This is a genomic window from Agrobacterium sp. DE0009, from assembly GCF_007680755.1.
GTDB classification, from domain to species: Bacteria; Pseudomonadota; Alphaproteobacteria; order Rhizobiales; family Rhizobiaceae; genus Agrobacterium; species Agrobacterium tumefaciens_B.
In genome coordinates this window covers 382,466-405,345 of the sequence record NZ_VEIU01000001.1, presented here as the reverse complement: position 1 = coordinate 405,345, position 22,880 = coordinate 382,466, and the positions used below count along the sequence as shown (strand labels likewise).

The window sequence follows — 22,880 nt, the reverse complement described above, 5'->3', positions numbered from 1 at the left end:
GGAGCACATTCGCGCAGAGCGGGTGCAACGTCTTTCGTGAGGTTTATTGCGCTAACCCTTGCTGCGGCGTTCATAACCGCAACATCCGTTCAGACTGCGAAGGCCGATCCGAAATATGCGGGCATCGTGATCGACGCCAAGACCGGCAAGGTTCTCTATGGCGAGGATCCGGATGGTCTGCGTTATCCGGCGTCGCTGACCAAGATGATGACGCTTTACCTCACGTTCGAAGCGCTCAGCGCCGGGCGTATCTCCCTTGATTCGAAGGTACCGGTATCGGCCAATGCTGCCAAGGAACCTCCATCCAAGCTCGGCGTGCGGGCCGGCGGCAGCATCACCGTGGAGCAGGCCATCCTCGCACTCGTCACCCGCTCCGCCAACGACATGGCGACCGCGCTTGGCGAATATCTCGGCGGTTCCGAGGATCGTTTTGCCCGGATGATGACCGCAAAGGCCCGTGCACTCGGCATGACCCGCACGACCTATCGCAACGCCAACGGCCTGCCTAATACAGCGCAGATGACGACGGCGCGCGACCAGGCCCGTCTCGGCATCGCTCTTCGCCAGCATTTCCCGCAATATTACGGCTATTTCTCCACCCGTACCTTCAACTTCGGCAAGCAGGTTATCGGCAATCATAACCGCCTCGTCGGAACCGTGAAGGGCGTGGACGGCATCAAGACGGGTTACACCCGCGCAGCCGGCAGCAATCTTGCCACATCCGCACAGCTCGATGGCCGGTCGATTGTGGCTGTTGTGCTTGGTGGACGGTCCAGTGCCGCCCGTGATGCCACGATGCGCAAGCTTGTGGCCACCTATCTGCCGCAGGCATCGCGCGGCGGCAACAGCAACCTCATTGCGCAGACCCGCTCCGCACCGGTCGAAGAGCCTGTTGCAGTTGCAGCAGCCGTTCCTTCCGTGGCCGTTGCTGCAACGGATGCCGGCCTGCCGCATGCGGGCCCGGTTCCGCAGACCCGTTACGAAGAAGCGCCCGTTAGCGCCTTTGCTGGTTCCGCTTCCAACCCGGCCGTCAAGGCCATGGAAGCCGCCACCTGGCAGAAGGGCAAGGACCCGATCGTTCGCGCACCGGCTGCTCCCGACCGCAATCTGATCACCAATTCGACGAAGGTCGACAATATCGTCACCGCATCGACGGCAGCATCTGCTTCCACAGCCCCTTCCGTCTCACCACGGGCAGAGGCGCCCCAGGGTGGCTGGGTGATCCAGATTGGCGCATCGCCGGACGAGAACTCCGCACGCGGCCTGTTGCAGAACGCACAGGAAAAAGGCGGCGCGGCCCTGCGCTCCGCAAAACCCTTCACGGTCGCCTATAGCAAGGACGGCTCCCAGATCTACCGCGCCCGTTTCGGCGGCTTCGACGGCCAGAACGCCGCGGTAAATGCATGTAATGCATTGAAAAAGAAAGGCGTCAGCTGCTGGGCGTCACTCCAGTAACAGACGTTTCCGCAGGCGGTGCTTTATTGTCGAGACATCGCCTGTCTCCTCGAATTGTGTAATGAGTAGCGAGGCTTTCCAAGATGGCAGTCAACGAGAATTATTCGGACATTGCGTCTGGCAACGGGCATGGCAGCCTTTCGGTTCTGCATCCCATTCACGAAGCGGCAATGCGTATCGCCGATCTCGGTCTTAATCGTTCCAAGGCAAAAACGCGCGATCTCGTGGCGCTGCTTCTGTCGCATGGCGCCCGTGCGTGGCGCTCGAACCAGCCGGAAGCAAACATTCACCTTCATGTCGCGAGCCGTTCGGGCCGTGCTCCAGTCCATATCCGGATCCGCTGAGAAAGATCGCGTCTTATCCATACAAAGAAAACCCCGCGGAGCCTGAGCGCCGCGGGGTTTTTCTTGACCGGTTACAGGGGATGGCGAGGCGGCTTACGCCTCGCTCTCCGGTGCCTCAGGTGCATCCGGCGGCGTGTCGGCTAGATCGTCGCCATTACCGGTTTCCACCTCATCGTCGCCCTCGGGCTCGTTGATGCGCTCTACCGAAACCACCTTCTCATCCTTGGCGGTCGAGAAGATCGTCACGCCCTTGGTGGCGCGGCTGGCAATGCGGATGCCGTTGACCGGCACGCGGATCAGCTGACCGCCATCCGAGACCAGCATGATCTGGTCGCCCTCTTCCACCGGGAAGGCGGCAACGAGTTCGCCGATTTCGTTGGTCTTCGCGGTATCGGTGGCGCGGATGCCCTTGCCGCCTCGGCCCGAGGTGCGGAAATCATACGAAGAAGACCGCTTGCCGAAGCCCTTCACGGAAACCGTCAGCACGAATTCTTCACGTGCCTTCAGTTCCTGATAGCGCTCTTCGCTGAGTTCGCCCTCTTCCGTCACGTCCTCGCCAACAAGTGCGATGTCTTCTTCATCGACACCGGCAGCGCGCCGCTCGGCGGCCGAACGCTTGAGGTAGGCCGCACGCTCCCACGGTTCAGCTTCAACGTGCCCAACGATGGTCATGGAGATGATGCGGTCGCCTTCAGCCATGTTGATACCGCGCACGCCAACCGAGTTGCGGCCGGCAAAGACGCGCACATCGTCCACGGGGAAACGGATGCACTGGCCAAGCGCAGTCGTCAGCAACACGTCGTCACGGTCGGTACAGGTTTCGACGGAGAGGATTTCATCGCCCTCCTCGTCCAGCTTCATGGCGATCTTGCCGTTGCGGTTGACCTGTACGAAATCACCGAGCTTGTTACGGCGAACAGTGCCGCGCGTCGTCGAGAACATCACGTCGAGCGTTTCCCAGGTCGTTTCGTCCTCGGGCAACGGCATGATGGTGGTGATGCGCTCGCCAGGTTCCAGTGGCAGCATGTTGATAAGGGCCTTGCCCTTCGACTGCGGTGTGCCGATCGGCAGACGCCAGACCTTTTCCTTGTAGACGATACCACGCGAGGAGAAGAAAAGGACAGGCGTATGGGTATTGGCAACGAACAGACGGTTGACGAAATCCTCGTCGCGCGTTGCCATGCCGGAGCGCCCTTTGCCGCCGCGACGCTGTGCACGATAGGTCGTCAGCGGCACGCGCTTGATGTAACCGAGATGCGAAACGGTGACGACCATGTCTTCGCGGGCGATGAGGTCTTCATCGTCCATATCAGGACCGCCTTCGACGATCTCGGAGCGACGCGGCGTACCGAACTCGTCACGAACGGCGGTCAGCTCATCCTTGACGATCTGCATGATGCGCAGGCGCGATGACAGGATTTCCAGATACTCGCTGATCTCAGCCCCGATCTTGTTCAGCTCGTCGCCGATTTCATCGCGGCCGAGCGCCGTAAGACGTGCGAGGCGCAATTCGAGAATGGCGCGCGCCTGTTCCTCGGAGAGATTGTAAGTCCCGTCTTCGTTGATGCGATGGCGCGGGTCATCGATGAGGCGGATCAGGCTTTCCACATCCTGTGCAGGCCAGCGACGGGTCATCAGTTCTTCTCGGGCCGACGCCGGATCGGGAGCATGGCGGATGACGCGGATGACCTCATCGATATTGGCGACGGAAATCGCCAGACCGACCAACACATGCGCGCGCTCGCGCGCCTTGCGCAGCAGGTATTTCGTGCGACGGCTCACGACGTCTTCGCGGAAGGAGACAAAAGCACGCAACATGTCGAGCAGCGTCATCTGCTCGGGCTTGCCGCCGTTCAGTGCCACCATGTTGCAGCCAAACGAGGTCTGCAGCGGCGTGTAGCGGTAAAGCTGGTTCAGGATGACATCCGCATTGGCGTCGCGCTTGAGTTCGATGACGACGCGGTAACCCTGGCGGTCGGATTCGTCGCGCAGGTCGGAAATGCCCTCGATGCGCTTTTCCTTGACCAGTTCAGCCATTTTTTCGATCATCGACGCCTTGTTCACCTGATAGGGAACTTCGGTGATGATGATCTGCTCGCGGTCGCCACGCATCGGCTCGATCGTGGCGCGGCCACGCATGATGACCGAGCCGCGGCCCGTCTCGTAGGCCGAGCGGATGCCGGAACGGCCCATGATCAGCGCACCGGTCGGAAAATCCGGGCCAGGAATGATCTGCATCAGTTCCGGCAACTCGATCGCAGGATTGTCGATCAGGGCGATACAGCCGTCGATAACTTCGGACAGGTTGTGCGGCGGGATGTTCGTCGCCATACCGACCGCGATGCCGCCTGCCCCGTTGACCAGCAGGTTTGGGAACTTGGCCGGAATGACCACGGGCTCCTGCAGCGTGCCGTCATAGTTGTCGCGGAAATCGACCGTTTCCTTGTCGAGATCATCAAGCAGCGCATGCGCGGCCTTATCGAGACGGCATTCGGTGTAACGTTCGGCCGCCGGCGGATCGCCGTCGATGGAGCCGAAGTTGCCCTGCCCGTCGATCAGCGGCAGGCGCAGCGACCAATCCTGCGCCATACGCGCCAGCGCATCATAAATCGCCGAATTGCCGTGCGGATGGAATTTACCCATCACGTCACCGGTGACGCGAGCGCATTTGACGTATTTCTTGTTCCAGTCGATGCCGAGTTCGGACATGCCGTAAAGGATACGGCGATGAACCGGCTTCAGGCCGTCTCGCACATCGGGAAGCGCGCGGGAAACGATGACGCTCATGGCGTAATCGAGATACGACCGCTGCATTTCCTCCATGATGGAAATCGGTTCAATGCCTGGCGGAAGCTTTCCGCCGCCGGGGGGGCTCTGGTCAGTCAAAACGGATCACATTCTCTGTTAAGAATCGGATGGATTTTTATAGCGGAAACAGGAAGGTTAAGCCAATTTCCCGGCAAGTTTTGAACAGGCTTTTGCGTCATTTGCAAGACAAACGCCGGTTTTCACGATTTCACCGCCCAAATGCGCGGCCGTCCCTTTTAAAGTGCGGGCGAGTTGCGTAGGGTCCGGCATAAAAACAAGACAGCGGGGAAAGAATGGCCAGCAGCGAAACCCTAATCAATGCGCTCACCACACTTCTGGTGACGCTCGATCCGCCGGGCCTCGCTCCCGTTTTCCTGGCGCTTACGACAGGCATGAACCGAAGCCAGCGCAGTCAGGTAGCGTTGCGCGGCTCCATCATCGCTTTCGGCATCCTTGCGGTCTTCGCTGTCTTCGGGCTTGCGATCCTCAACCTGCTTGGCATTTCGCTCGGCTCCTTCCGCATCGCCGGCGGCCTTCTGCTGTTCTGGATCGCCTTCGAGATGATTTTTGAAAAGCGTCAGGAAAGGAAGGAAAAGACGTCCGAAATAGCCATCACCAAGGATCATCTGCATAATCTTGCGGTCTTTCCGCTGGCACTGCCGTTAATCGCCGGACCGGGCGCCATCTCCGCGACGGTGCTGCTTGCGGGCTCGATGAACACGACCTTCGAGATGGTGGTACTCATCCTGATCCTCGCCTTCGCCATGGGCCTCGTTTACGCCGCACTGATCGTGGCGGAACGCATGGACCGGTTTCTCGGCAATACGGGCCGCGCGATCCTCACGCGACTTCTTGGCGTGCTGCTGGCGGCGCTGTCGGTGCAATTCGTGGTCGACGGGATCAAATCCGCCTTTGCGTTCTGATTTGTCGCCCACTGGGATGGGCGCATCATAATTCCCATCGATATCAGGGAGAGAAAAAATCCTGCCTTTAAATCCGGCCGTCGCTTCGTTTAAAGACAGGTAACGTTTCCGGATTCGAAAGTTCTTCTCATGCGTTCAATGCTGCGCCGCCTCATCCCGGATGCCGCACCTGTCAGCAACAGGGAAAGGCTACGCTCTGCAATAGGCGCCTTCGTCGGCATTCTCCTCACCGGCCTTCTGGGAAGTCTCGCCCTGCGTTTCGATCCTACCTTGCCCGCCATGATCGCACCGATGGGCGCGTCTGCCGTGCTTCTGTTCGCGGTGCCCTCGAGCCCGCTGGCGCAGCCCTGGTCGATCCTCTGCGGTAACCTCGTTTCGGCGTTTGTTGGTGTGAGCGTGGCCCTGCTCGTTCCGGATCCATTTCTTGCCAGCGCGCTCGCAATCAGCCTTGCGATCGCTGCCATGATGGCGCTGCGGTGCCTGCATCCGCCAAGCGGTGCCGTCGCTCTCACCGCCGTCCTCGGCGGCCCTGCCGTCCACAGTCTCGGTTATGGTTTCCTGCTCTGGCCCGTTGCCGGAAACTCGCTCATCCTTCTCGCTTTTGCGCTCCTCTACAACAACGCGACCGGCCGCGCCTATCCGCATGGTCTCAAGCTTGGCAAAGCGGCGCACGGCACCACGGATCCCACGCCCATTCAGAAAATCGGCTTTTCCTCAACCGATCTTGATGAGGTGCTGAAAGAATATGACGAGGTCCTCGATATCGACCGCGATGCGCTGGAGACCATCCTGCGCAAGACTGAACTACGCTCCTACCGCCGCCGCGCGCTGCATCTCGATTGTGCGAGCGTCATGTCACGGGATGTCATCGGCGTCGCACCCGATGACAGCCTTCGCCACGCCCAGGGACTGATGCACAGCCACCACTTCAAGGCGCTGCCGGTCACCAACGACAAAGCAGAAATCGTCGGTATCGTCACCCAGACGGACTTCCTGGAAAAGGCCAGCTGGAGAAATGGCCGTCCCGCCATCGGCTTCCTCCAGCGCCTGCGCCTCATCCTGTCAGGCGCAAGTGCGCCGAACGACACGGTCAAGGACATCATGACCTCGCCTGTGAAAACCGTACGGCCGGAAACGCCCATCGAGGAAGCCATCATCCGTTTCGCGGAAGAAGGGTTGCACTATCTGCCCGTGGCGGACGCCCGCGGCAAGATGGTCGGCATCGTGTCGCAATCCGATGTTATGGTCGCGATGTTGGCGGACAAGGTGGCGGCTTAGTTTGGCCTCACCAGGCACTTACGCCGAAAAAGAGACCGACAAAGATGGATGTCAGCGTCTTGCTTTCAGGAGCCGCTGCCACAACGTGCCACCAAAGAACCGTCCCAGCACAACGAAATAGGCTATCATCAGGCCAAAGGCGACAAAAGCAGGCGTACCGTTCAGGGAAAACCCCTCCGGTGTTCGCCCGCCCGCAACGGTTGCGACAAGAAATCCCGCCGCAAAAAACGCCGTCCAGAAATCAAGGAAAAACGCAAGAATAATGCGCCAGGTGGCGGGCTGTTTCGGTTGCACCGTGTCGTCACTCAAGCTCGCCTCCTGTCATGCACATATTCATCCGGCGTCAGATCAAAACGGGATGTCGTCGTCCATATCGTTGGAGAAGCCGCCCGAAGGCTGGCTGCTGCCGCGGGAAGAACCGCCGCGAGAAGAGGACTGCTGGTCGTAACCGCCGCCGTAACCCGAGCCGCCGCCACTGCCGTAATCGTTGCCGCCACCGAAGTCGCCGCCGCCACTGCGGCCGCTGCCTTCGCCGCGACCATCGAGCATGGTCAGCGTCGAGTTGAAGCCCTGAAGAACCACTTCCGTGGAATAACGGTCGTTACCGGTCTGGTCCTGCCATTTGCGGGTCTGCAACTGACCTTCGATGTAGAGCTTTGCGCCCTTCTTGACGTATTGCTCGACGACTTTGCACAGGCCTTCGTTGAACACCACGACCGTGTGCCACTCGGTCTTTTCCTTGCGCTCACCGCTGTTGCGGTCGCGCCAGGTTTCCGACGTAGCAATACGCAGATTGGCGATCGGGCGGCCATCCTGCGTGCGGCGGATTTCGGGATCGGCGCCCACGTTTCCGATCAGAATTACCTTGTTTACGCTACCAGCCATCTCGTCATCCTGTCCGCCGGCCTTCATGACCGGCAATTGCATTTCAAAAAAATCGCCACACAATAGCCGCCACGGCCCGCAAAGGGCACCGCAAGCATGGAACTATCCACAACGAATAATCTTAAGCTGCGGTAGCGGAGATTGTCGCTTGCAATTCGTTCCTTTTTTGTTCTATTGAATCGCAGATTTCGAGTCAAGCTTTCCGAAAAGCTTCGGCCGATTGGGATTAGACCTCGACACATCCGGCTGCGTCACTACATAAGGACACGCCGCCCTCAAGCTTTCTTTTTGTCCGAGCCTTGTCATGAGTGAACTGAAGACGATTTCCATCCGTGGCGCCCGCGAGCATAACCTCAAGGGCATCGATCTGGATTTGCCACGCAACAAGCTGATCGTCATGACCGGCCTCTCCGGCTCGGGCAAGTCGTCGCTTGCTTTCGATACCATCTATGCCGAGGGCCAGCGCCGTTATGTCGAGAGCCTTTCAGCCTATGCGCGCCAGTTCCTGGAGATGATGCAGAAGCCCGACGTGGACCAGATTGACGGTCTGTCACCGGCGATCTCCATCGAGCAGAAGACCACCTCGCGTAACCCGCGCTCGACGGTGGGTACGGTCACCGAGATTTACGACTACATGCGCCTGCTCTTTGCGCGCGTCGGTGTGCCCTATTCGCCCGCGACGGGCCTGCCGATCGAAAGCCAGACGGTCAGCCAGATGGTCGACCGCATCCTCGCTTTCGACGAAGGCACGCGTCTTTATATCCTCGCCCCGATCGTGCGCGGCCGCAAGGGCGAGTACAAGAAGGAACTTGCCGAGCTGATGAAGAAGGGCTTCCAGCGCGTCAAGGTGGACGGCCAGTTCTACGAGATCGCCGACGTTCCAGCCCTCGACAAGAAATACAAGCACGACATCGACGTGGTGGTTGACCGTGCTGTTGTGCGCCCGGATATGGCCGCACGTCTTGCCGACAGTCTTGAGACCTGCTTGAAGCTCGCGGACGGCCTGGCGATCGCCGAATTCGCCGACAAACCGCTGCCTGCAGAAGAAACCGCCGCCGGTGGTTCCGCCAATAAATCTCTCAATGAGACCCACGAGCGCGTGCTGTTTTCGGAAAAATTCGCATGCCCCGTTTCCGGCTTCACCATTCCGGAAATCGAACCGCGGCTGTTTTCCTTCAACAATCCCTTCGGCGCCTGCCCCAGCTGCGATGGCCTCGGCTCGCAGCAGAAGGTGGATGAAAACCTGATCGTGCCGGAGCCAGCCCGCACGCTGCGCGATGGCGCGATTGCACCATGGGCGAAGTCTTCCTCGCCCTATTATAACCAGACGCTGGAAGCACTCGGTAAAGCTTTCGGCTTCAAGCTGTCGAGCAAGTGGTCCGATCTCTCCAGGGAGGCGCAGCACGCCATCCTGCAGGGCACGGATGACAAGATCGAGTTCAATTATCAGGACGGCGCCCGCTCCTACAAGACGGTGAAGAACTTTGAAGGCATCGTGCCTAATCTGGAGCGTCGCTGGAAAGAGACCGACAGCGCCTGGGCGCGTGAGGAAATCGAGCGTTACATGTCGGCAGCCGCCTGCCCGGCCTGCGCCGGATATCGCCTGAAACCGGAAGCGCTCGCCGTCAAGATCAACAAGCTCCATATCGGTGAAGTCACCGAAATGTCGATCCGCACCGCGCGCGACTGGTTCGAGGTGCTACCGGAAAGCCTGAACGCCAAGCAGAATGAAATCGCCGTCCGTATCCTCAAGGAAATCCGCGAGCGCCTGCGCTTCCTTAACGATGTCGGGCTGGATTATCTCAGCCTGTCGCGCAATTCCGGCACGCTCTCTGGCGGCGAGAGCCAGCGCATCCGTCTTGCATCGCAGATCGGCTCAGGCCTCACCGGCGTTCTCTATGTCCTCGACGAGCCCTCGATCGGTCTCCATCAGCGCGACAATGCCCGCTTGCTCGATACGCTCAAACATCTGCGCGATATTGGCAATACGGTGATCGTGGTCGAACATGACGAGGATGCCATTTTGACGGCGGACTATGTGGTCGATATCGGCCCGGCCGCCGGCATCCACGGTGGCCAGGTTATCGCCGAAGGCACGCCGCAGGAGGTGATGGCCAATCCGAAATCACTGACCGGCAAATATCTCTCCGGCGAACTCGGCGTCGCGGTTCCCGCGCAGCGCCGCAAACCCAAGAAGGGCCGCGAGATCAAGGTTGTCGGCGCACGCGGCAATAATCTGAAGAATGTCACTGCTGCGGTGCCTTTGGGTGTCTTTACCGCCGTAACCGGCGTTTCGGGCGGCGGCAAATCCACCTTCCTGATCGAAACGCTCTATAAATCGGCGGCGCGTCGAGTCATGGGTGCGCGCGAAATCCCGGCGGAACATGACCGTATCGATGGTTTCGAATTCATCGACAAGGTGATCGATATCGATCAGTCACCCATTGGCCGGACGCCGCGCTCGAACCCCGCCACCTATACCGGCGCCTTTACGCCGATCCGAGACTGGTTTGCGGGCCTGCCGGAAGCGAAGGCGCGTGGTTACGCACCCGGCCGCTTCTCCTTCAACGTCAAGGGTGGCCGTTGCGAAGCCTGCCAGGGCGACGGTGTCATCAAGATCGAAATGCACTTCCTGCCTGATGTCTATGTCACCTGCGATGTCTGCCACGGCAAGCGCTATAACCGCGAAACGCTTGACGTAACCTTCAAGGGCAAATCCATCGCCGACGTTCTGGATATGACGGTTGAAGAAGGCGTGGAATTCTTCGCCGCCGTGCCGGCCGTCCGCGACAAGCTGCAATCGCTCTTCGATGTTGGTCTTGGTTACATCAAGGTCGGCCAGCAGGCCAATACGCTTTCCGGCGGCGAAGCGCAGCGCGTCAAGCTTGCCAAGGAACTGTCGAAGCGTTCCACGGGCCGCACGCTCTACATACTCGACGAGCCGACGACCGGCCTGCACTTCCACGACGTCAACAAGCTGCTCGAGATGCTGCATGCGCTGGTGGAACAGGGCAATTCCGTGGTCGTGATCGAACACAATCTCGAAGTCATCAAGACGGCCGACTGGATCATCGATATCGGCCCCGAAGGCGGCACGGGCGGCGGTGAAGTGGTGGCAACCGGCACGCCGGAAGACATCGTCAAGGTCGAGCGCTCCTATACCGGTCACTTCCTGAAAGAGCTTCTGGAGAGGCGGCCGGCTGGAAAACAGCAAGCCGCGGAGTAGTTTCGGAGATTAACGACAGGTGTGCCCGGGCGGCGCCCCCGTTATCCTCGCCGTTGAGACGGGGATCCATTGGTCAAGACGCCGCCGTCGCCGCATGCCTGCGAATGAATCGGGTGAACGGCGCGGACGCGGCACGGAATTTGGGAGGAACAACAGATGTCGACGTCAGGGACTATCCGCACCGGTATCGGCGGCTGGACCTTCGAGCCTTGGGAAGGAACTTTCTACCCGGAAAAACTGCCGAAGAAGCGCCAGTTGGAGCACGCAAGCCGGCAGTTGACGGCAATTGAAGTCAACGGCACCTATTACAGCAGCCAGAAGCCGGAGACCTTCGCCAAATGGGCATCCGAGGTGCCGGAGGATTTCGTCTTTTCACTGAAAGCCAGCCGTTACGTCACCAACCGCAAGGTTCTGGCCGAAGCGGGCGAGTCCATGACGAAGTTCCTAACGCAGGGTCTGACGGAACTGGGATCGCATCTCGGCCCGATCCTCTGGCAATTCGCGCCGACGAAGAAATTCGACGCCGACGATTTCGGCGCATTCCTGGCGCTATTGCCGGAAAAGCAGGATGGGATTCGTCTGCGCCACGTCGTGGAGGTGCGCAATGAGACGTTCCAGGTGCCGGAATTCATCGAGCTTCTCGCCAGACACAAGGTCGCGGTCGTCTGCGCCGATCATCACGAGTATCCGATGCTGCCTGACGTCACGGCCGATTTCGTCTATTGCCGCCTACAGAAGGGCGAGGATGATATCAAGACCTGCTATCCGAAAGCCGGGATCAATGACTGGGCAAAACGCGTCAAGACCTACGCGGTAGGCGGCGTTCCTGACGATCTGCCGCTGATAGCGCCCGAGCGGAAGGTCGAAAAGACACCGCGCGACGTCTTCGCGTTCTTCATTACCGGCGGCAAGGTCAATGCGCCCACTGGCGCGCAGGAACTGCAAAAAGCGGTCTGAGCCCTCTCAGCCCGCCAGTTCTTTCATCGGGTTAAAATCGATGGCGGCAAAAGCTGCCTCGATCACCTCAGGCCCGGCTCCCGGTCGGGTGGCGTCGCTGGAGAGGATTTGCCGAAACCGGCGCGCGCCCGGCATGCCCTGAAACAGGCCGACCATGTGGCGGGTGACGTGATTGAGACGTCCACCTGCGGCGATGTAATCAGCAGCGTAAGCCATCATCGCGTCCCGCAGCGCCATCCAGTCATAGGGGTGGGCTTGCCCGCCATAGATGCGGTGATCGACATCGGCAAGGATCGAGGTGTTGTGATAGGCGGCGCGGCCGAGCATCACGCCGTCCATGTATTTCAGGTGCTCGCCCGCCTGATCGAGATCGGCAATGCCGCCATTGATGCCGATGAAGACTCCTGGATTTTCCCGTTTCATGCGATAGACGAGTTCATAGTCGAGCGGCGGAACCTCGCGGTTCTCCTTTGGCGACAGACCCTGTAGCCAGGCTTTCCGGGCATGGACCCACACGGCATCCGCGCCAGCCGCAACCACCCGCGCCAGAAAATCAGGCAACACCCTTTCAGGCTCATGATCGTCAACGCCGATGCGGCATTTGACTGTGACTGGCACCTCAGCGACCGCCTTCATGGCGGAGACACATTTGGCAACGAGGTCGGGCTCGCGCATCAGGCAGGCGCCAAAGGTACCCGATTGCACGCGGTCCGAAGGGCAGCCGACATTGAGATTGATTTCATCGTAACCATAGCCGCTGGCGATCCGCACCGCCTCGGAAAGCTTGACGGGGTCAGACCCGCCGAGCTGCAGGGCCACGGGATGTTCCTGCGGGTGATAACCGAGCAACCGCTCGCGCTGGCCGTGGATAATGGCATCGGCGACGATCATTTCGGTGAACAGCAGGGCGCGCTTCGACAATTGCCGGTGCAGAAACCTGCACCTCGTATCGGTCCAATCGATCATGGGTGCAACGGCAAAGATTTTTTCGCCGCTGGCAAGCGCTTTTCTGTACATGGGTAAACCTCTTTGCGCCGGCTTCTACAACAAAGGACCGTAAAAAGCCAGTTTTGCAGGCGAGGTCATTTTGAACTGGAAATCGCCCCGGAATCGCGGGACAAGACTTGCAGCTTCAAGAGACGACAGGAAATCCCCATGGCCGCCACCGTCATCCCCGCCCCGAAACCCGTTCTGCTGCCAGTCGAAGGCACGCAAGAGCTGTTCCCCGTGCGGCGGGTCTATTGCGTTGGTCGCAATTATGCGGATCACGCCATCGAAATGGGGCATGATCCGTCGCGCGAGCCGCCCTTTTATTTCCAGAAGAACCCGGACAATCTGCTTCCCGCTGGCAATGACTTCCCCTACCCTCCGCTCTCTTCCAATGTCCATTACGAGGTGGAATGTGTCGTGGTTCTGAAGAGCGGCGGCGCGGATATCCCGGCGTCCGAGGCGCTGAACCATGTATGGGGTTATGCCGTCGGCATCGACATGACACGCCGCGACCTTCAGGACGGGCTGAAGAAGATGGGCCGCTCCTGGGAGGGCGCGAAGGCTTTTGAATATTCCGCTCCGATCTCGGCCATCGTTCCGGCAGAAAAAATCGGCCATCCCTCAACCGGCGCGATCTGGCTCGATGTCAACGGAAAACGTAAGCAGACGGGCGATCTCGCGCAGATGATCTGGAAAGTGCCGGAAGTGATTGCCGAGCTTTCCAAGCTGTTCACCCTTGCTGCCGGCGACGTAATCATGACCGGAACGCCAGCTGGCGTCGGCCCGATCGTGCGCGGTGACAGGATCGAGTGCGGCGTCGATGGCGTCGGCACGCTCTCGGTCAAAATTGCCTGATCGACAGGAACCGCAAAGGGAGGACACCGCCATGCCGCTCTACCGCCTGGCCGACCGGGTACCGCAGACCCCTGCCCCGGATCGTTACTGGGTCGCACCCGATGCCAATGTCATCGGCGCCGTCACACTCGGTGAGGATGTCGGCATCTGGTTTGGTGCAACGCTGCGCGGCGATAACGAACCGATCAGCGTCGGGCGCGGCACCAACATCCAGGAAGGTGTGATGGTGCATAGCGACCCCGGCTATGCCGCCACCATCGGCGATATGTGCACCATCGGTCATCACGCCATCGTCCATGGCTGTACCATCGGCGATAATTCGTTGATCGGCATGGGCGCGACGATCCTCAACGGCGCAAAGATTGGCCGCAATTGTCTCGTCGGCGCCAACGCGCTGGTGACCGAAGGCAAGGAGTTTCCGGATAACTCCCTGATCGTCGGCTCACCCGCGCGCGCTATCCGCACGCTGGATGACGACGCCGTGGCGAGCCTTCGTCGTGCGGCTGAAAAATATATCGAAAACTGGAAGCGTTTTTCGAGGGATCTGGCGATCATCGAAAAATGATCGACGGCGGGCAACATGCCCGCCCCTTAGAATTGCCGTTATGCCGCGCAGGCAGCGCAGAGGCCGCGGATTTCAATGGTGGTCTTTTCCGCCTTGAACTTGCTATCCTTCACCCAGCGCTCGAGTCGATGGTCGATCTCGTGATCGTGGAATTCCGTCACCTGCCCGCAGGATTCGCAGATTGCGAAGGCCACCGTTCCATGGTGTTGCGAGCAGCACTCCGCCTGCGTGTGAGTGCAGGCGACAAAAGCGTTGAGGCTTTCCAGCCGGTGGACGAGACCGAACTCCACCAGTTTTTCCAGCGCCCGGTAGACCTGGAGCGGCGCGCGGAAACCGTCATCCCGTAGCTTGTCGAGGATCATGTAGGCGCTGAGCGGCTGTTGCGCATTTGAAAGCGCGTTCATGACCAGCGACTGGTTCTTGGTGAGATTCTGCTGGGTCTGCGCATTCATGGCTTGCCTCCTTCATCCGCGGAGCGGGAAAAACCCGGCGCCGGCAACAGGCTTATAACGAACAGGATCACCGCGGCAACCACGATGGATGGCCCGGATGGCGTGTCATAGGTCAGCGAGCCGAACAGGCCGCCGACAACCGCCACCGCACCGATCAGCGAGGCCACCACCGCCATCACCTCCGGCGTGCTGGAAAAACGCCGCGCTGTCGCGGCCGGAATGATCAGCAGCGAGGTGATGAGCATGATGCCGACAACCTTCATGGCAATCGCGATAACGAGCGCCATCAGCAGCGTGAAGATCAGTTTCGACCGTTCCGGGTTCAGCCCCTCGGCTTCCGCCAGCTCCGTATTAACGGTAGAGGCAAGCAGCGACCGCCACAGGAACACCATGGAGACAATGACAATCAGTCCGCCGCCCCAGATCAGTGCGATATCACTGCGGGTGACGGCGAGAATATCGCCGAACAGGAACGAGACGAGATCGATGCGCACCCAGCTCATGAAGGCGACGATGACAAGACCGATCGCCAAGGCGGAGTGGGACAGGATGCCCAGCAGCGCGTCGGCGGAAAGAGCCTGCCGTCTTTGCAGAAAAATCAAAAGAAGCGACACGGCCGACGCGACCATAAACACACTGACAATGAGGTTGAGCTGCAGCAGCAGAGACAGGGCAACGCCCAGAAGCGCCGAATGGGCCATGGTATCCCCGAAATAGGCCATACGCCGCCAGACGACGAAGCAGCCAAGCGGACCGGCGGTCAACGCAACACCGATGCCGGCGACCATGGCGCGCACGAAAAAATCGTCAAACATGGCGCTCTCCCTGGCGCGAGTTCTCGCGGGCGTCGTCGCCATGTTCATGGCCGCAGCCGCATTCGTCATGGTCATCGTGGTGGTGCCGTTGGTCATGACGATCATGCGCGTGGTCATGATGTGGATCATGCGCGTGATGATGCCCGTCCTCAGGGTGGCAATGGTCCGTCACCGTGCCATCCGCATGTTGCACCCGTCCGTCGGGCAAATGGGTGTGATCATGATGGTGACTGTAGATGGCAAGCCCCTTCGCAGCCGCACCGCCGAAGAGGCGCATATATTCCGGGCTCTGGCTTACCGTCTGTGGCGTGCCACGGCAGCAGACATGGCCGTTGAGGCAGATGACCGTATCGGTTTCCGCCATCACCACATGCAGATCATGCGAGATCAACAGAATTCCGCAATTACTTGAATTTCTGATATTTTTTATCAGATCATAAAGCGCGATCTCGCCGGAGAAATCGACGCCTTGAACGGGTTCGTCAAGAACAAGGAGGTCGGGCTTGCGGGCAATGGCGCGCGCTAGAAGCGCCCGCTGGAACTCCCCACCGGACAGATGCTGCACCTCGGCATTGGCAAGATGCGCGATGCCGGTCGCATTCAGGGCGGCATCGATGTCGCGGGCGGCGAGCGGCCCTGTCAGTGTCATCAGTCGGCGCACTGAAAGCGGCATTGTCCAGTCGACCGAAAGCTTCTGCGGCACATATCCCACTTTAAGACCAGCCTTGCGGGCAACCACCCCCTCGGTTGGTTTGACGACACCGATCGCCATTTTCGCGCTCGTGGATTTGCCGGATCCGTTCGGCCCGATCAGCGTGACGATCTCGCCTTTGCTGACGGAAAACTCCACACCGCGTACCAGCCAGCGGCCGCTGCGCTGCACGCCGGCATTGGCAAGGGAAACCAGAATGTCGTTGCCCATAGAGGCGGAATGAAGCATGGGATTGTCCGTTCGACGATATTGCCTACCGCTATCGCATACGTTATAGAGTTACGCAATAAATGTAATAACATAACTATACTGGTTCAAGTGGAGTGCATCGCATGAAATCGTTCCTGATCCCGCTCATGGCATCCGTGGCCATTGCAGCCGCGGCCTCCGGCGCCACTGCCGCACCCGATGTCGTGGTCTCGATCAAGCCGGTCCACTCCCTCGTTGCAGCCATCATGAAAGGTGTCGGGGAGCCACAGCTGATCGTTGATGGTGCGGCCTCTCCCCATACCTATAATCTGCGGCCGTCCAATGCACGCAAGCTTGAAAAAGCGGATGTGGTCTTCTGGATCGGGCCCGGGCTGGAGGCGTTCCTCGAAAAGCCGCTGGATGCGCTTGCCAGCAAAGCGACCGTGGTGGAACTGGAAGATGCCAAAGGATTGGAGAAATTGCCTTTCCGCGTGGGCGGCCCCTTCGAAGCACATGACGATGGCGACGAAGCCCACGATGCGCACGACGCACACGCCGAAGAAGGCGGCGCGCACGATCATGGGCACGACCATGGTGACGGCCATGAAGATCATGACCACGGCGCGTACGACACGCATCTTTGGCTGGACCCCGCCAATGCCAAGGCCATGGCGCAGGAAATCGAAACCGCGCTGATCGCGGCCGACGCCGGCAATGCCGCGACCTATCAGGCCAATACGAAAAAGCTGATTGATGATCTCGATGCGCTTGACGCCGAACTCAAGGAAACGATTCAGCCGGTGAAGGACAAGCCGTTCATCGTCTTCCACGACGCCTACCAATATTTCGAGCACCGCTACGGCGTAAAAACGGTCGGATCGATCACCGTCAGCCCGGAAACCCTGCCCGGCGCCGACCGTGTGAAGCAGATGCAGGAGAAAGTCCGTCAGCTCGGCGCAACCTGCGTTTTTGCCGAACCGCAATTCGAGCCGAAGCTGATTTCAGTCATCACCGAGGGCACTGCGGCAAAATCAGGAACGCTCGATCCAGAGGCGGCGACGCTGGAGCCTGGCCCCGACCTCTACTTCAAACTGATGCGTGGCATCGCCGCATCACTGAAGGCGTGCCTGTCCTGACAGGCATTCCCGACGCCTCTGGAACAAGTAGGTGAGCGGAGCGCTTCAAGCCCTATGGCTTTGGCGCCATTGAAGACCATTCCGGCCGGGCAACGCTCTGAAGCGTTTCAGGCATCGCGCCATTGATGCGGGCGAGCAGGGCTTTTGCAAGCTCCCTGCCCGCCAGCTTGATGTCTTCATTGACAGTGTGAATCTGCGGCTTGATCCAGTTCAGGAATTCGGCCGACTGTTTGGAGACGATATCAACGTCCTCGCCGATCTTCACACCCGCGGCCTCGAAACCGGCCACCAGGGCGAAGGTGCTGCTTCCGCTGATCGAGACGATACCATCCGGACGGTCGTCGGATAACATCAGCTTCTGGCCAAAGTCGCGGATTTTCTCCAGCGGCGTTTCGCTGGTGATGGCATCGAAAGAGAACTCGGTCAGACCGAAATCCCTGATGGCGCGATTGAAGCCCCTGCGGGCATGGTCATGGAACGAAAAGCGCGATGGCGGAACGATCACCGCTAGCCTTTTGCGGCCGCATTGCGCCAGCCGCTCAACCGCCTCATAGGCGTAGGTCTCGTTGTCGAAATCGTGAAAGGCGTGGTCGATGCCCATATCCGACCGACCATGCGTCACGAATGGCATATTACGCTCGGTCATGAGCCGGACGCGCGGATCGTTCGGCTCGATCTTCGAGATGATCACCCCATCCGCCGAGCCGGTATCAAGGATGTAGCGGATCGGCGCCATGGAATCCTTGGCATGGATGTGGGGTGTGACGACGAGATGATATTGCGTCGAGGAAAGAACCTCTGTGATGCCGAACACCATCTGGCTGGTGAACCCCATCAGCTCTTCATCGACGCTGAGAACAAGGGCGATCACATTGGTCTTCCCCGTGCGCAGGCGCACGCCGGCGCGGTTTGGCTGGTATCCGATCTGGCGGGCGATGAGCCGGACGCGCTCTTTGGTTTCAGCGCCAATGTCGGGCGCATCCTTCAGCGCGCGGGAGACCGTGGTGATGCCGAGACCAGTCATATAGGCGATCGTTTTCAAGGTTGGACGCTCGCCCGTCGTCGCGGATGTATCGTCCCTGCCGGATTTGCCAGTATCGTTCATGTCATGTCGCCGCGCTTTAGAGAACAGTAATCATAGATAGGTTTTGCGCGGTTGCAAAGGCAAAGCTCCGCGCTCGAAGTCTCGCCGAACCCATTGCACCCACCGAACTGTCTAAAACGATGCAGTCATGGGGAAAATTCTCACGTTTCCTGCTCACAGACGGCTTTACATCTGAGGAATGACGAATGCGCTATCTGAGAATCGAGATAAGAAAAATATTTTATCGTATTGATATAAAAACTTATGATGAGAATTTTTTCAAACCCAGAGCCTGAAACTTTGGGCACATTAAGGTGTTTTTGATGCGTTCAGAGGAATGACGGGGCGATTGTTTTACGGTAACGTTACCGATGGGAGGAAATCGCAAAGCCGGATTAACGTTCGGCGACCGAGTTGCGAACAGTTGTTCCCCCAGATTCTGACACAAGCCTGCACCATAATGCCGGCCATTCTTCGTTGAGTTTGATGCAACCAGGGTTCGATCATGTTTTCTTCTTCCTCGCCTGAAACCGTCATCGATCTTGCCGGGCTCTGGCGCCTCACCTCTGCGGAAGGAGATCATTCCGCTGAGCTTTCCGTTCCCGGAGATGTCCACACCGCACTGAAGAACGCAGGCATCATCCCCGACCCCTATCACGGCGCCAACGAAAAGCTCGTGCAATGGGTGGCCGAGAGAGACTGGATGATCGAGCGTACGTTCATTCTCGATGAGGCGGATGCAAGCTGGTATCTGGATATCGAGTACCTGGACACGGTCGCCATCGTCTTCGTCAATGATGTACCCGTGTTGACGGCGGATAATTGCTTCCGCCGCTACAGGCCGGATGTCTCGCGCGCGCTCCGGCCGGGCGAGAACACCATCCGCGTCCATTTCCATTCCAATATCGCCGCCGGCAGAGAGCGGCAGGCGCGGCAACCATTTTACATTCCCTATCATCCGGGAAACTCGCCGATCGCCAATGGGAACATGCTGCGCAAGCCGCAATGCCATTTCGGCTGGGACTGGAACATCGCCATCGCCCCCTTCGGCCTCTACGGCAAAATCCTGCTGAAGCGGCTCGACACGGCACGGGTCGAACATATCGTGACGTCGCAGCATCATGTGGAAGGCGGCGTCGAGTTGCATGTGGCCGTGACACTCTTTGCCGATGGACCGGCGAGCCTGCCAGTCTACCTGTCCCTCAATGACGAAAGGCTGAGGCTTGATTGCGGCGTTGGCGCCGGCGAAACGGTGGTGCGGCACGTCTTCTTTGTCGAGAACCCCGAACTCTGGTGGCCGGCAGGCAGTGGCGAGCAGACGCTCTATAAGCTGACGGTGGAACTTCCCGACGAGACGGCAACCCGCCAGATCGGTTTCAAAACCATCGAGCTTCTGACCGATAAGGATGAGGCCGGCAGCCGCTTCGCCTTCCGTATCAACGGCCGGGAAATCTTCTGCCGCGGCGCCAACTGGATTCCGGCAGATGCGCTCTATTCGCTGACAAGCCGGGAAAAGACCGAAGACCTCCTTTGCTCAGCGGTCGAGGCCAACATGAACATGATCCGTGTCTGGGGCGGCGGGTTCTATGAAGAGGACTGGTTCTACGATCTCTGCGATCGCCTTGGCCTGCTGGTCTGGCAGGACTTCATGTTCGCTTGCAATCTCTATCCCTGCAGCGATGACTTCCTCGATAATGTCGAGCACGAGGTCGATTATCAGGTCAAACGCCTGTCCTCGCACCCCTCCATTGCGCTCTGGTGTGGCGATAACGAGCTGGTGGGAGCGCTGACGTGGTTCGATGAATCCCGAAACAATCGCGACCGCTATCTCGTGGCCTATGACCGTCTGAACCGCACGATCGAAAAAGCTTTGAAGAACGCTGCCCCGGAAGCGCTCTGGTGGCCATCGAGCCCCGCCTCCGGTTACCTCGATTATGGCGATGCCTGGCACGCGGATGGATCAGGTGACATGCATTATTGGTCCGTCTGGCACGAAAACAAGTCGTTCGACAATTACCGCTCGGTCAAGCCGCGCTTTTGCTCCGAGTTCGGTTTCCAGTCCTATACGTCCATGCCTGTCATCCGCACCTATGCGGAAGACAAGGACATGAACATCGCGTCGCCGGTCATCGAGCTTCACCAGAAGAACGCCGGCGGCAATGAGCGGATCGCCGGCACCATGTTTCGCTACTTCCGCTTCCCCAGGGATTTCGAGAACTTCGTGTATCTGAGCCAGGTGCAGCAGGCGCTGGCTATCCGAACGGCCGTGGATTACTGGCGCTCCCTGAAGCCCCATTGCATGGGCACGCTTTACTGGCAGCTCAACGACACCTGGCCGGTCGCCTCATGGTCGAGCCTCAATTACGGCGGCGGCTGGAAGGCGCTGCACTATGCTGCCCGCCGCTTCTTCCAGCCGGTCGCGGTGTCTGCCATTCCCTCCGAAGATGGATGCCGGGTCAGCTTCTCGATGGTCAACGACACGGCGGAAGATGTCGAAATCGACATGAACGTCGTGGCGCTCACTATGGACGGCAACCGCGTGCCGTTGAAGTCCGCCAATGGCACATGCACGAGCGACGAAGCGGCAATACTGACGGATATCGATCTGGAAAGCATTCCCGAAGGTGCCATCCTTGCCTGGAGCTTTATCGCTTCCAACGGCATGACTGGCGAGGGCCACCATGTGCGCGATACCTACAAGGCGCTGGAGCTCCAGCCCGCCGGGCTCGAATTTTCCGTCAGCCCACTGAAAAACGGCCAGTACGAAATCGATGTCACTGCTGCCGGCCTCGCCCTCTTCGTCATGCTGGAGACAGATCAGCCGGGCCGCTACTCCGACAATCTCTTCGACCTCGCCGCCGGCGAAACCCGGCGTATCATCTTCACGCCGAAGGCGGCCGGCGGAGAGCCGCATTTCCGCATTTTCGATCTTCATACCTGCCAATCCTCGCCCAGTCCTGGCATTGAAACCATGCGGCGAAAGGCATAACCATCCCTCTTGGGAATGACAGGTACACCCGCGCCTGTCATCAACAGTCCAAAGGGTTGCCGGCCTCTCCGGCAGCCAGTCATCAGCAAGTGGAGGAAGACCCATGGTTTGGCAACCGGCCGAAAACCGTTACGCGTCCATGAAATACAATCATTGCGGCAAGACCGGCCTGAAGCTGCCGGCGATCTCGCTCGGGCTCTGGCACAATTTCGGCAACGACACGCCGCACCAGACGAAACAGGCCATCTGCCGCCGTGCCTTTGATCTCGGCATTACCCATTTCGATCTCGCCAACAATTACGGCCCGCCGCCCGGCAGCGCCGAAACCGCTTTCGGCGAAATCCTGAGGACGGATTTCCGGGGTTATCGCGACGAGATGATCATCTCCTCCAAGGCCGGTTACAACATGTGGCCCGGTCCCTATGGCGAATGGGGCAGCCGCAAGTATCTGATATCGTCATGCGACCAGAGCCTTAAACGCATGGGGCTGGACTACGTCGATATTTTCTATTCCCACCGTTTCGATCCCGATACTCCGCTTGAGGAAACCTGCGGCGCGCTGGATCAGATCGTACGCTCGGGCAAGGCGCTTTATGTCGGCATCTCCTCCTACAACTCGAAGCGCACCCGTGAGGCCGCAGCGATCCTGAAGGACCTCGGCACGCCCTGCATCATCCACCAGCCGAGCTATTCGATGATCAATCGCTGGATCGAGGAAGACGGTCTCGTCGACACACTGGAAGAACTGGGCATCGGCTCCATCGTCTTCTCGCCGTTGGCTCAGGGCATGCTGACGACGAAATATCTCGGCGGCGTGCCTGATGGCAGCCGCGCTTCGCAGAGCAAGTCGCTGAACCCAGCTTTCCTCAACGAGCGCAATGTCGAGAACATCCGCGCGCTGAACGGCATTGCCGAACGTCGCGGCCAGACGCTGGCGCAGATGGCGATTGCCTGGGTCCTGCGCGGCGGCCGCATTACCTCGGCATTGATCGGTGCGAGCCGTGTCGAACAGGTCGAGGATTGCGTGAAGGCGCTGGATAAACCCGACTTCACGCCGGAAGAACTGGCGGAAATCGACCGTTACGCCAGGGATGCGGATATCAACCTCTGGGCAAAATCCGCCGAGCGGGCCTGATACCATGAGCGGGCCGCCCGACACCGTTGGGCGGTCTAACCTGGAAAAAGGAGACATAAATCTGCATCTGAAAGATTAACGT

The 22,880-nt window shown here is 59.4% G+C and carries 19 protein-coding genes; 11 read left to right on the top strand and 8 right to left on the bottom strand.

Going from position 1 to position 22,880, the window contains the following annotated elements:
* Nucleotides 1-36 precede the first annotated feature (36 nt).
* Nucleotides 37-1,455: a D-alanyl-D-alanine carboxypeptidase family protein gene (locus tag FS804_RS02060; protein ID WP_186376634.1), complete on the top strand. Its 1,419-nt coding sequence runs from the start codon at nt 37-39 to the stop codon at nt 1,453-1,455.
* Nucleotides 1,456-1,538: 83 nt separating this feature from the next.
* Nucleotides 1,539-1,799, top strand: coding sequence for a hypothetical protein (locus FS804_RS02055; RefSeq protein WP_003502750.1), 261 nt, complete (start codon nt 1,539-1,541; stop codon nt 1,797-1,799).
* A 93-nt stretch (nt 1,800-1,892) separates the two neighbouring features.
* Here the strand turns inward: FS804_RS02055 and gyrA are convergent, their stop codons facing one another.
* The gene (gyrA, locus tag FS804_RS02050) at nt 1,893-4,685 is read right to left on the bottom strand and encodes a DNA gyrase subunit A (RefSeq protein ID WP_063948980.1); all 2,793 of its coding nucleotides are present in this window, start codon (nt 4,683-4,685) and stop codon (nt 1,893-1,895) included.
* Between the two features lie 215 nt (nt 4,686-4,900).
* On the opposite strand from gyrA, the gene FS804_RS02045 reads away from it, so the two are divergent.
* Complete coding sequence (locus FS804_RS02045) at nt 4,901-5,530, top strand: MarC family protein (protein ID WP_063948979.1); 630 nt, start codon at nt 4,901-4,903, stop codon at nt 5,528-5,530.
* 129 nt (nt 5,531-5,659) lie between these two features.
* On the top strand, nt 5,660-6,808 hold the full coding sequence (locus FS804_RS02040; RefSeq protein WP_144574234.1) for an HPP family protein: 1,149 nt from the start codon (nt 5,660-5,662) through the stop codon (nt 6,806-6,808).
* Nucleotides 6,809-6,859: 51 nt separating this feature from the next.
* On the opposite strand, the gene FS804_RS02035 is transcribed toward FS804_RS02040, so the two are convergent.
* Both FS804_RS02035 and FS804_RS02030 read right to left on the bottom strand, forming a co-directional pair.
* Nucleotides 6,860-7,117 carry a hypothetical protein gene (locus FS804_RS02035; RefSeq protein ID WP_144574232.1) on the bottom strand — a complete coding sequence of 86 codons (258 nt, stop codon included), beginning with the start codon at nt 7,115-7,117 and terminating at the stop codon, nt 6,860-6,862.
* A gap of 39 nt (nt 7,118-7,156) precedes the next feature.
* Nucleotides 7,157-7,735: a single-stranded DNA-binding protein gene (locus tag FS804_RS02030; protein WP_063948977.1), complete on the bottom strand. Its 579-nt coding sequence runs from the start codon at nt 7,733-7,735 to the stop codon at nt 7,157-7,159.
* A gap of 262 nt (nt 7,736-7,997) precedes the next feature.
* On the opposite strand from FS804_RS02030, the gene uvrA reads away from it, so the two are divergent.
* A complete protein-coding gene (gene uvrA, locus FS804_RS02025; protein ID WP_063948976.1) occupies nt 7,998-10,919 on the top strand; it encodes an excinuclease ABC subunit UvrA in 2,922 nt (973 codons plus the stop codon).
* 156 nt (nt 10,920-11,075) lie between these two features.
* Nucleotides 11,076-11,876, top strand: coding sequence for a DUF72 domain-containing protein (locus FS804_RS02020; RefSeq protein WP_063948975.1), 801 nt, complete (start codon nt 11,076-11,078; stop codon nt 11,874-11,876).
* A 6-nt stretch (nt 11,877-11,882) separates the two neighbouring features.
* On the opposite strand, the gene dusA is transcribed toward FS804_RS02020, so the two are convergent.
* The gene (gene dusA / locus FS804_RS02015) at nt 11,883-12,893 is read right to left on the bottom strand and encodes a tRNA dihydrouridine(20/20a) synthase DusA (protein WP_144574230.1); all 1,011 of its coding nucleotides are present in this window, start codon (nt 12,891-12,893) and stop codon (nt 11,883-11,885) included.
* A gap of 138 nt (nt 12,894-13,031) precedes the next feature.
* Here dusA and FS804_RS02010 point away from each other — a divergent pair, with 138 nt between their 5' ends.
* Entirely contained in the window at nt 13,032-13,721 is a 690-nt protein-coding gene (locus FS804_RS02010) for a fumarylacetoacetate hydrolase family protein (RefSeq protein ID WP_063948973.1), read from the top strand.
* Between the two features lie 31 nt (nt 13,722-13,752).
* Nucleotides 13,753-14,286 (top strand): gamma carbonic anhydrase family protein, encoded by a 534-nt coding sequence (locus FS804_RS02005; RefSeq protein ID WP_144574228.1) that lies wholly within the window; start codon nt 13,753-13,755, stop codon nt 14,284-14,286.
* 38 nt (nt 14,287-14,324) lie between these two features.
* Here the strand turns inward: FS804_RS02005 and zur are convergent, their stop codons facing one another.
* The 3 genes from zur to znuC are packed head-to-tail and all read right to left on the bottom strand — an operon-like array spanning nt 14,325 to nt 16,493.
* The gene (gene zur, locus FS804_RS02000) at nt 14,325-14,738 is read right to left on the bottom strand and encodes a zinc uptake transcriptional repressor Zur (protein WP_063948971.1); all 414 of its coding nucleotides are present in this window, start codon (nt 14,736-14,738) and stop codon (nt 14,325-14,327) included.
* Nucleotides 14,735-15,553: a zinc ABC transporter permease subunit ZnuB gene (znuB, locus tag FS804_RS01995; protein WP_144574226.1), complete on the bottom strand. Its 819-nt coding sequence runs from the start codon at nt 15,551-15,553 to the stop codon at nt 14,735-14,737. Before znuB ends, zur begins: the two co-directional genes overlap by 4 nt.
* Nucleotides 15,546-16,493, bottom strand: a complete 948-nt coding sequence (znuC, locus tag FS804_RS01990; RefSeq protein ID WP_144574224.1) for a zinc ABC transporter ATP-binding protein ZnuC — start codon at nt 16,491-16,493, stop codon at nt 15,546-15,548. The genes znuB and znuC overlap by 8 nt, the downstream gene beginning before the upstream one ends.
* 104 nt (nt 16,494-16,597) lie before the next feature.
* On the opposite strand from znuC, the gene znuA reads away from it, so the two are divergent.
* On the top strand, nt 16,598-17,590 hold the full coding sequence (gene znuA / locus FS804_RS01985) for a zinc ABC transporter substrate-binding protein ZnuA (protein ID WP_144574222.1): 993 nt from the start codon (nt 16,598-16,600) through the stop codon (nt 17,588-17,590).
* A 52-nt stretch (nt 17,591-17,642) separates the two neighbouring features.
* Here znuA and FS804_RS01980 read toward each other — a convergent pair whose 3' ends face one another.
* The gene (locus tag FS804_RS01980; protein ID WP_144574220.1) at nt 17,643-18,695 is read right to left on the bottom strand and encodes a LacI family transcriptional regulator; all 1,053 of its coding nucleotides are present in this window, start codon (nt 18,693-18,695) and stop codon (nt 17,643-17,645) included.
* Nucleotides 18,696-19,179: 484 nt separating this feature from the next.
* Between FS804_RS01980 and FS804_RS01975 the strand changes: the two genes are divergently transcribed.
* Both FS804_RS01975 and mgrA read left to right on the top strand, forming a co-directional pair.
* Nucleotides 19,180-21,663, top strand: a complete 2,484-nt coding sequence (locus FS804_RS01975) for a glycoside hydrolase family 2 protein (protein ID WP_144574219.1) — start codon at nt 19,180-19,182, stop codon at nt 21,661-21,663.
* Nucleotides 21,664-21,766: 103 nt separating this feature from the next.
* Entirely contained in the window at nt 21,767-22,798 is a 1,032-nt protein-coding gene (mgrA, locus tag FS804_RS01970; RefSeq protein WP_063948965.1) for an L-glyceraldehyde 3-phosphate reductase, read from the top strand.
* Nucleotides 22,799-22,880: the final 82 nt, after the last annotated feature.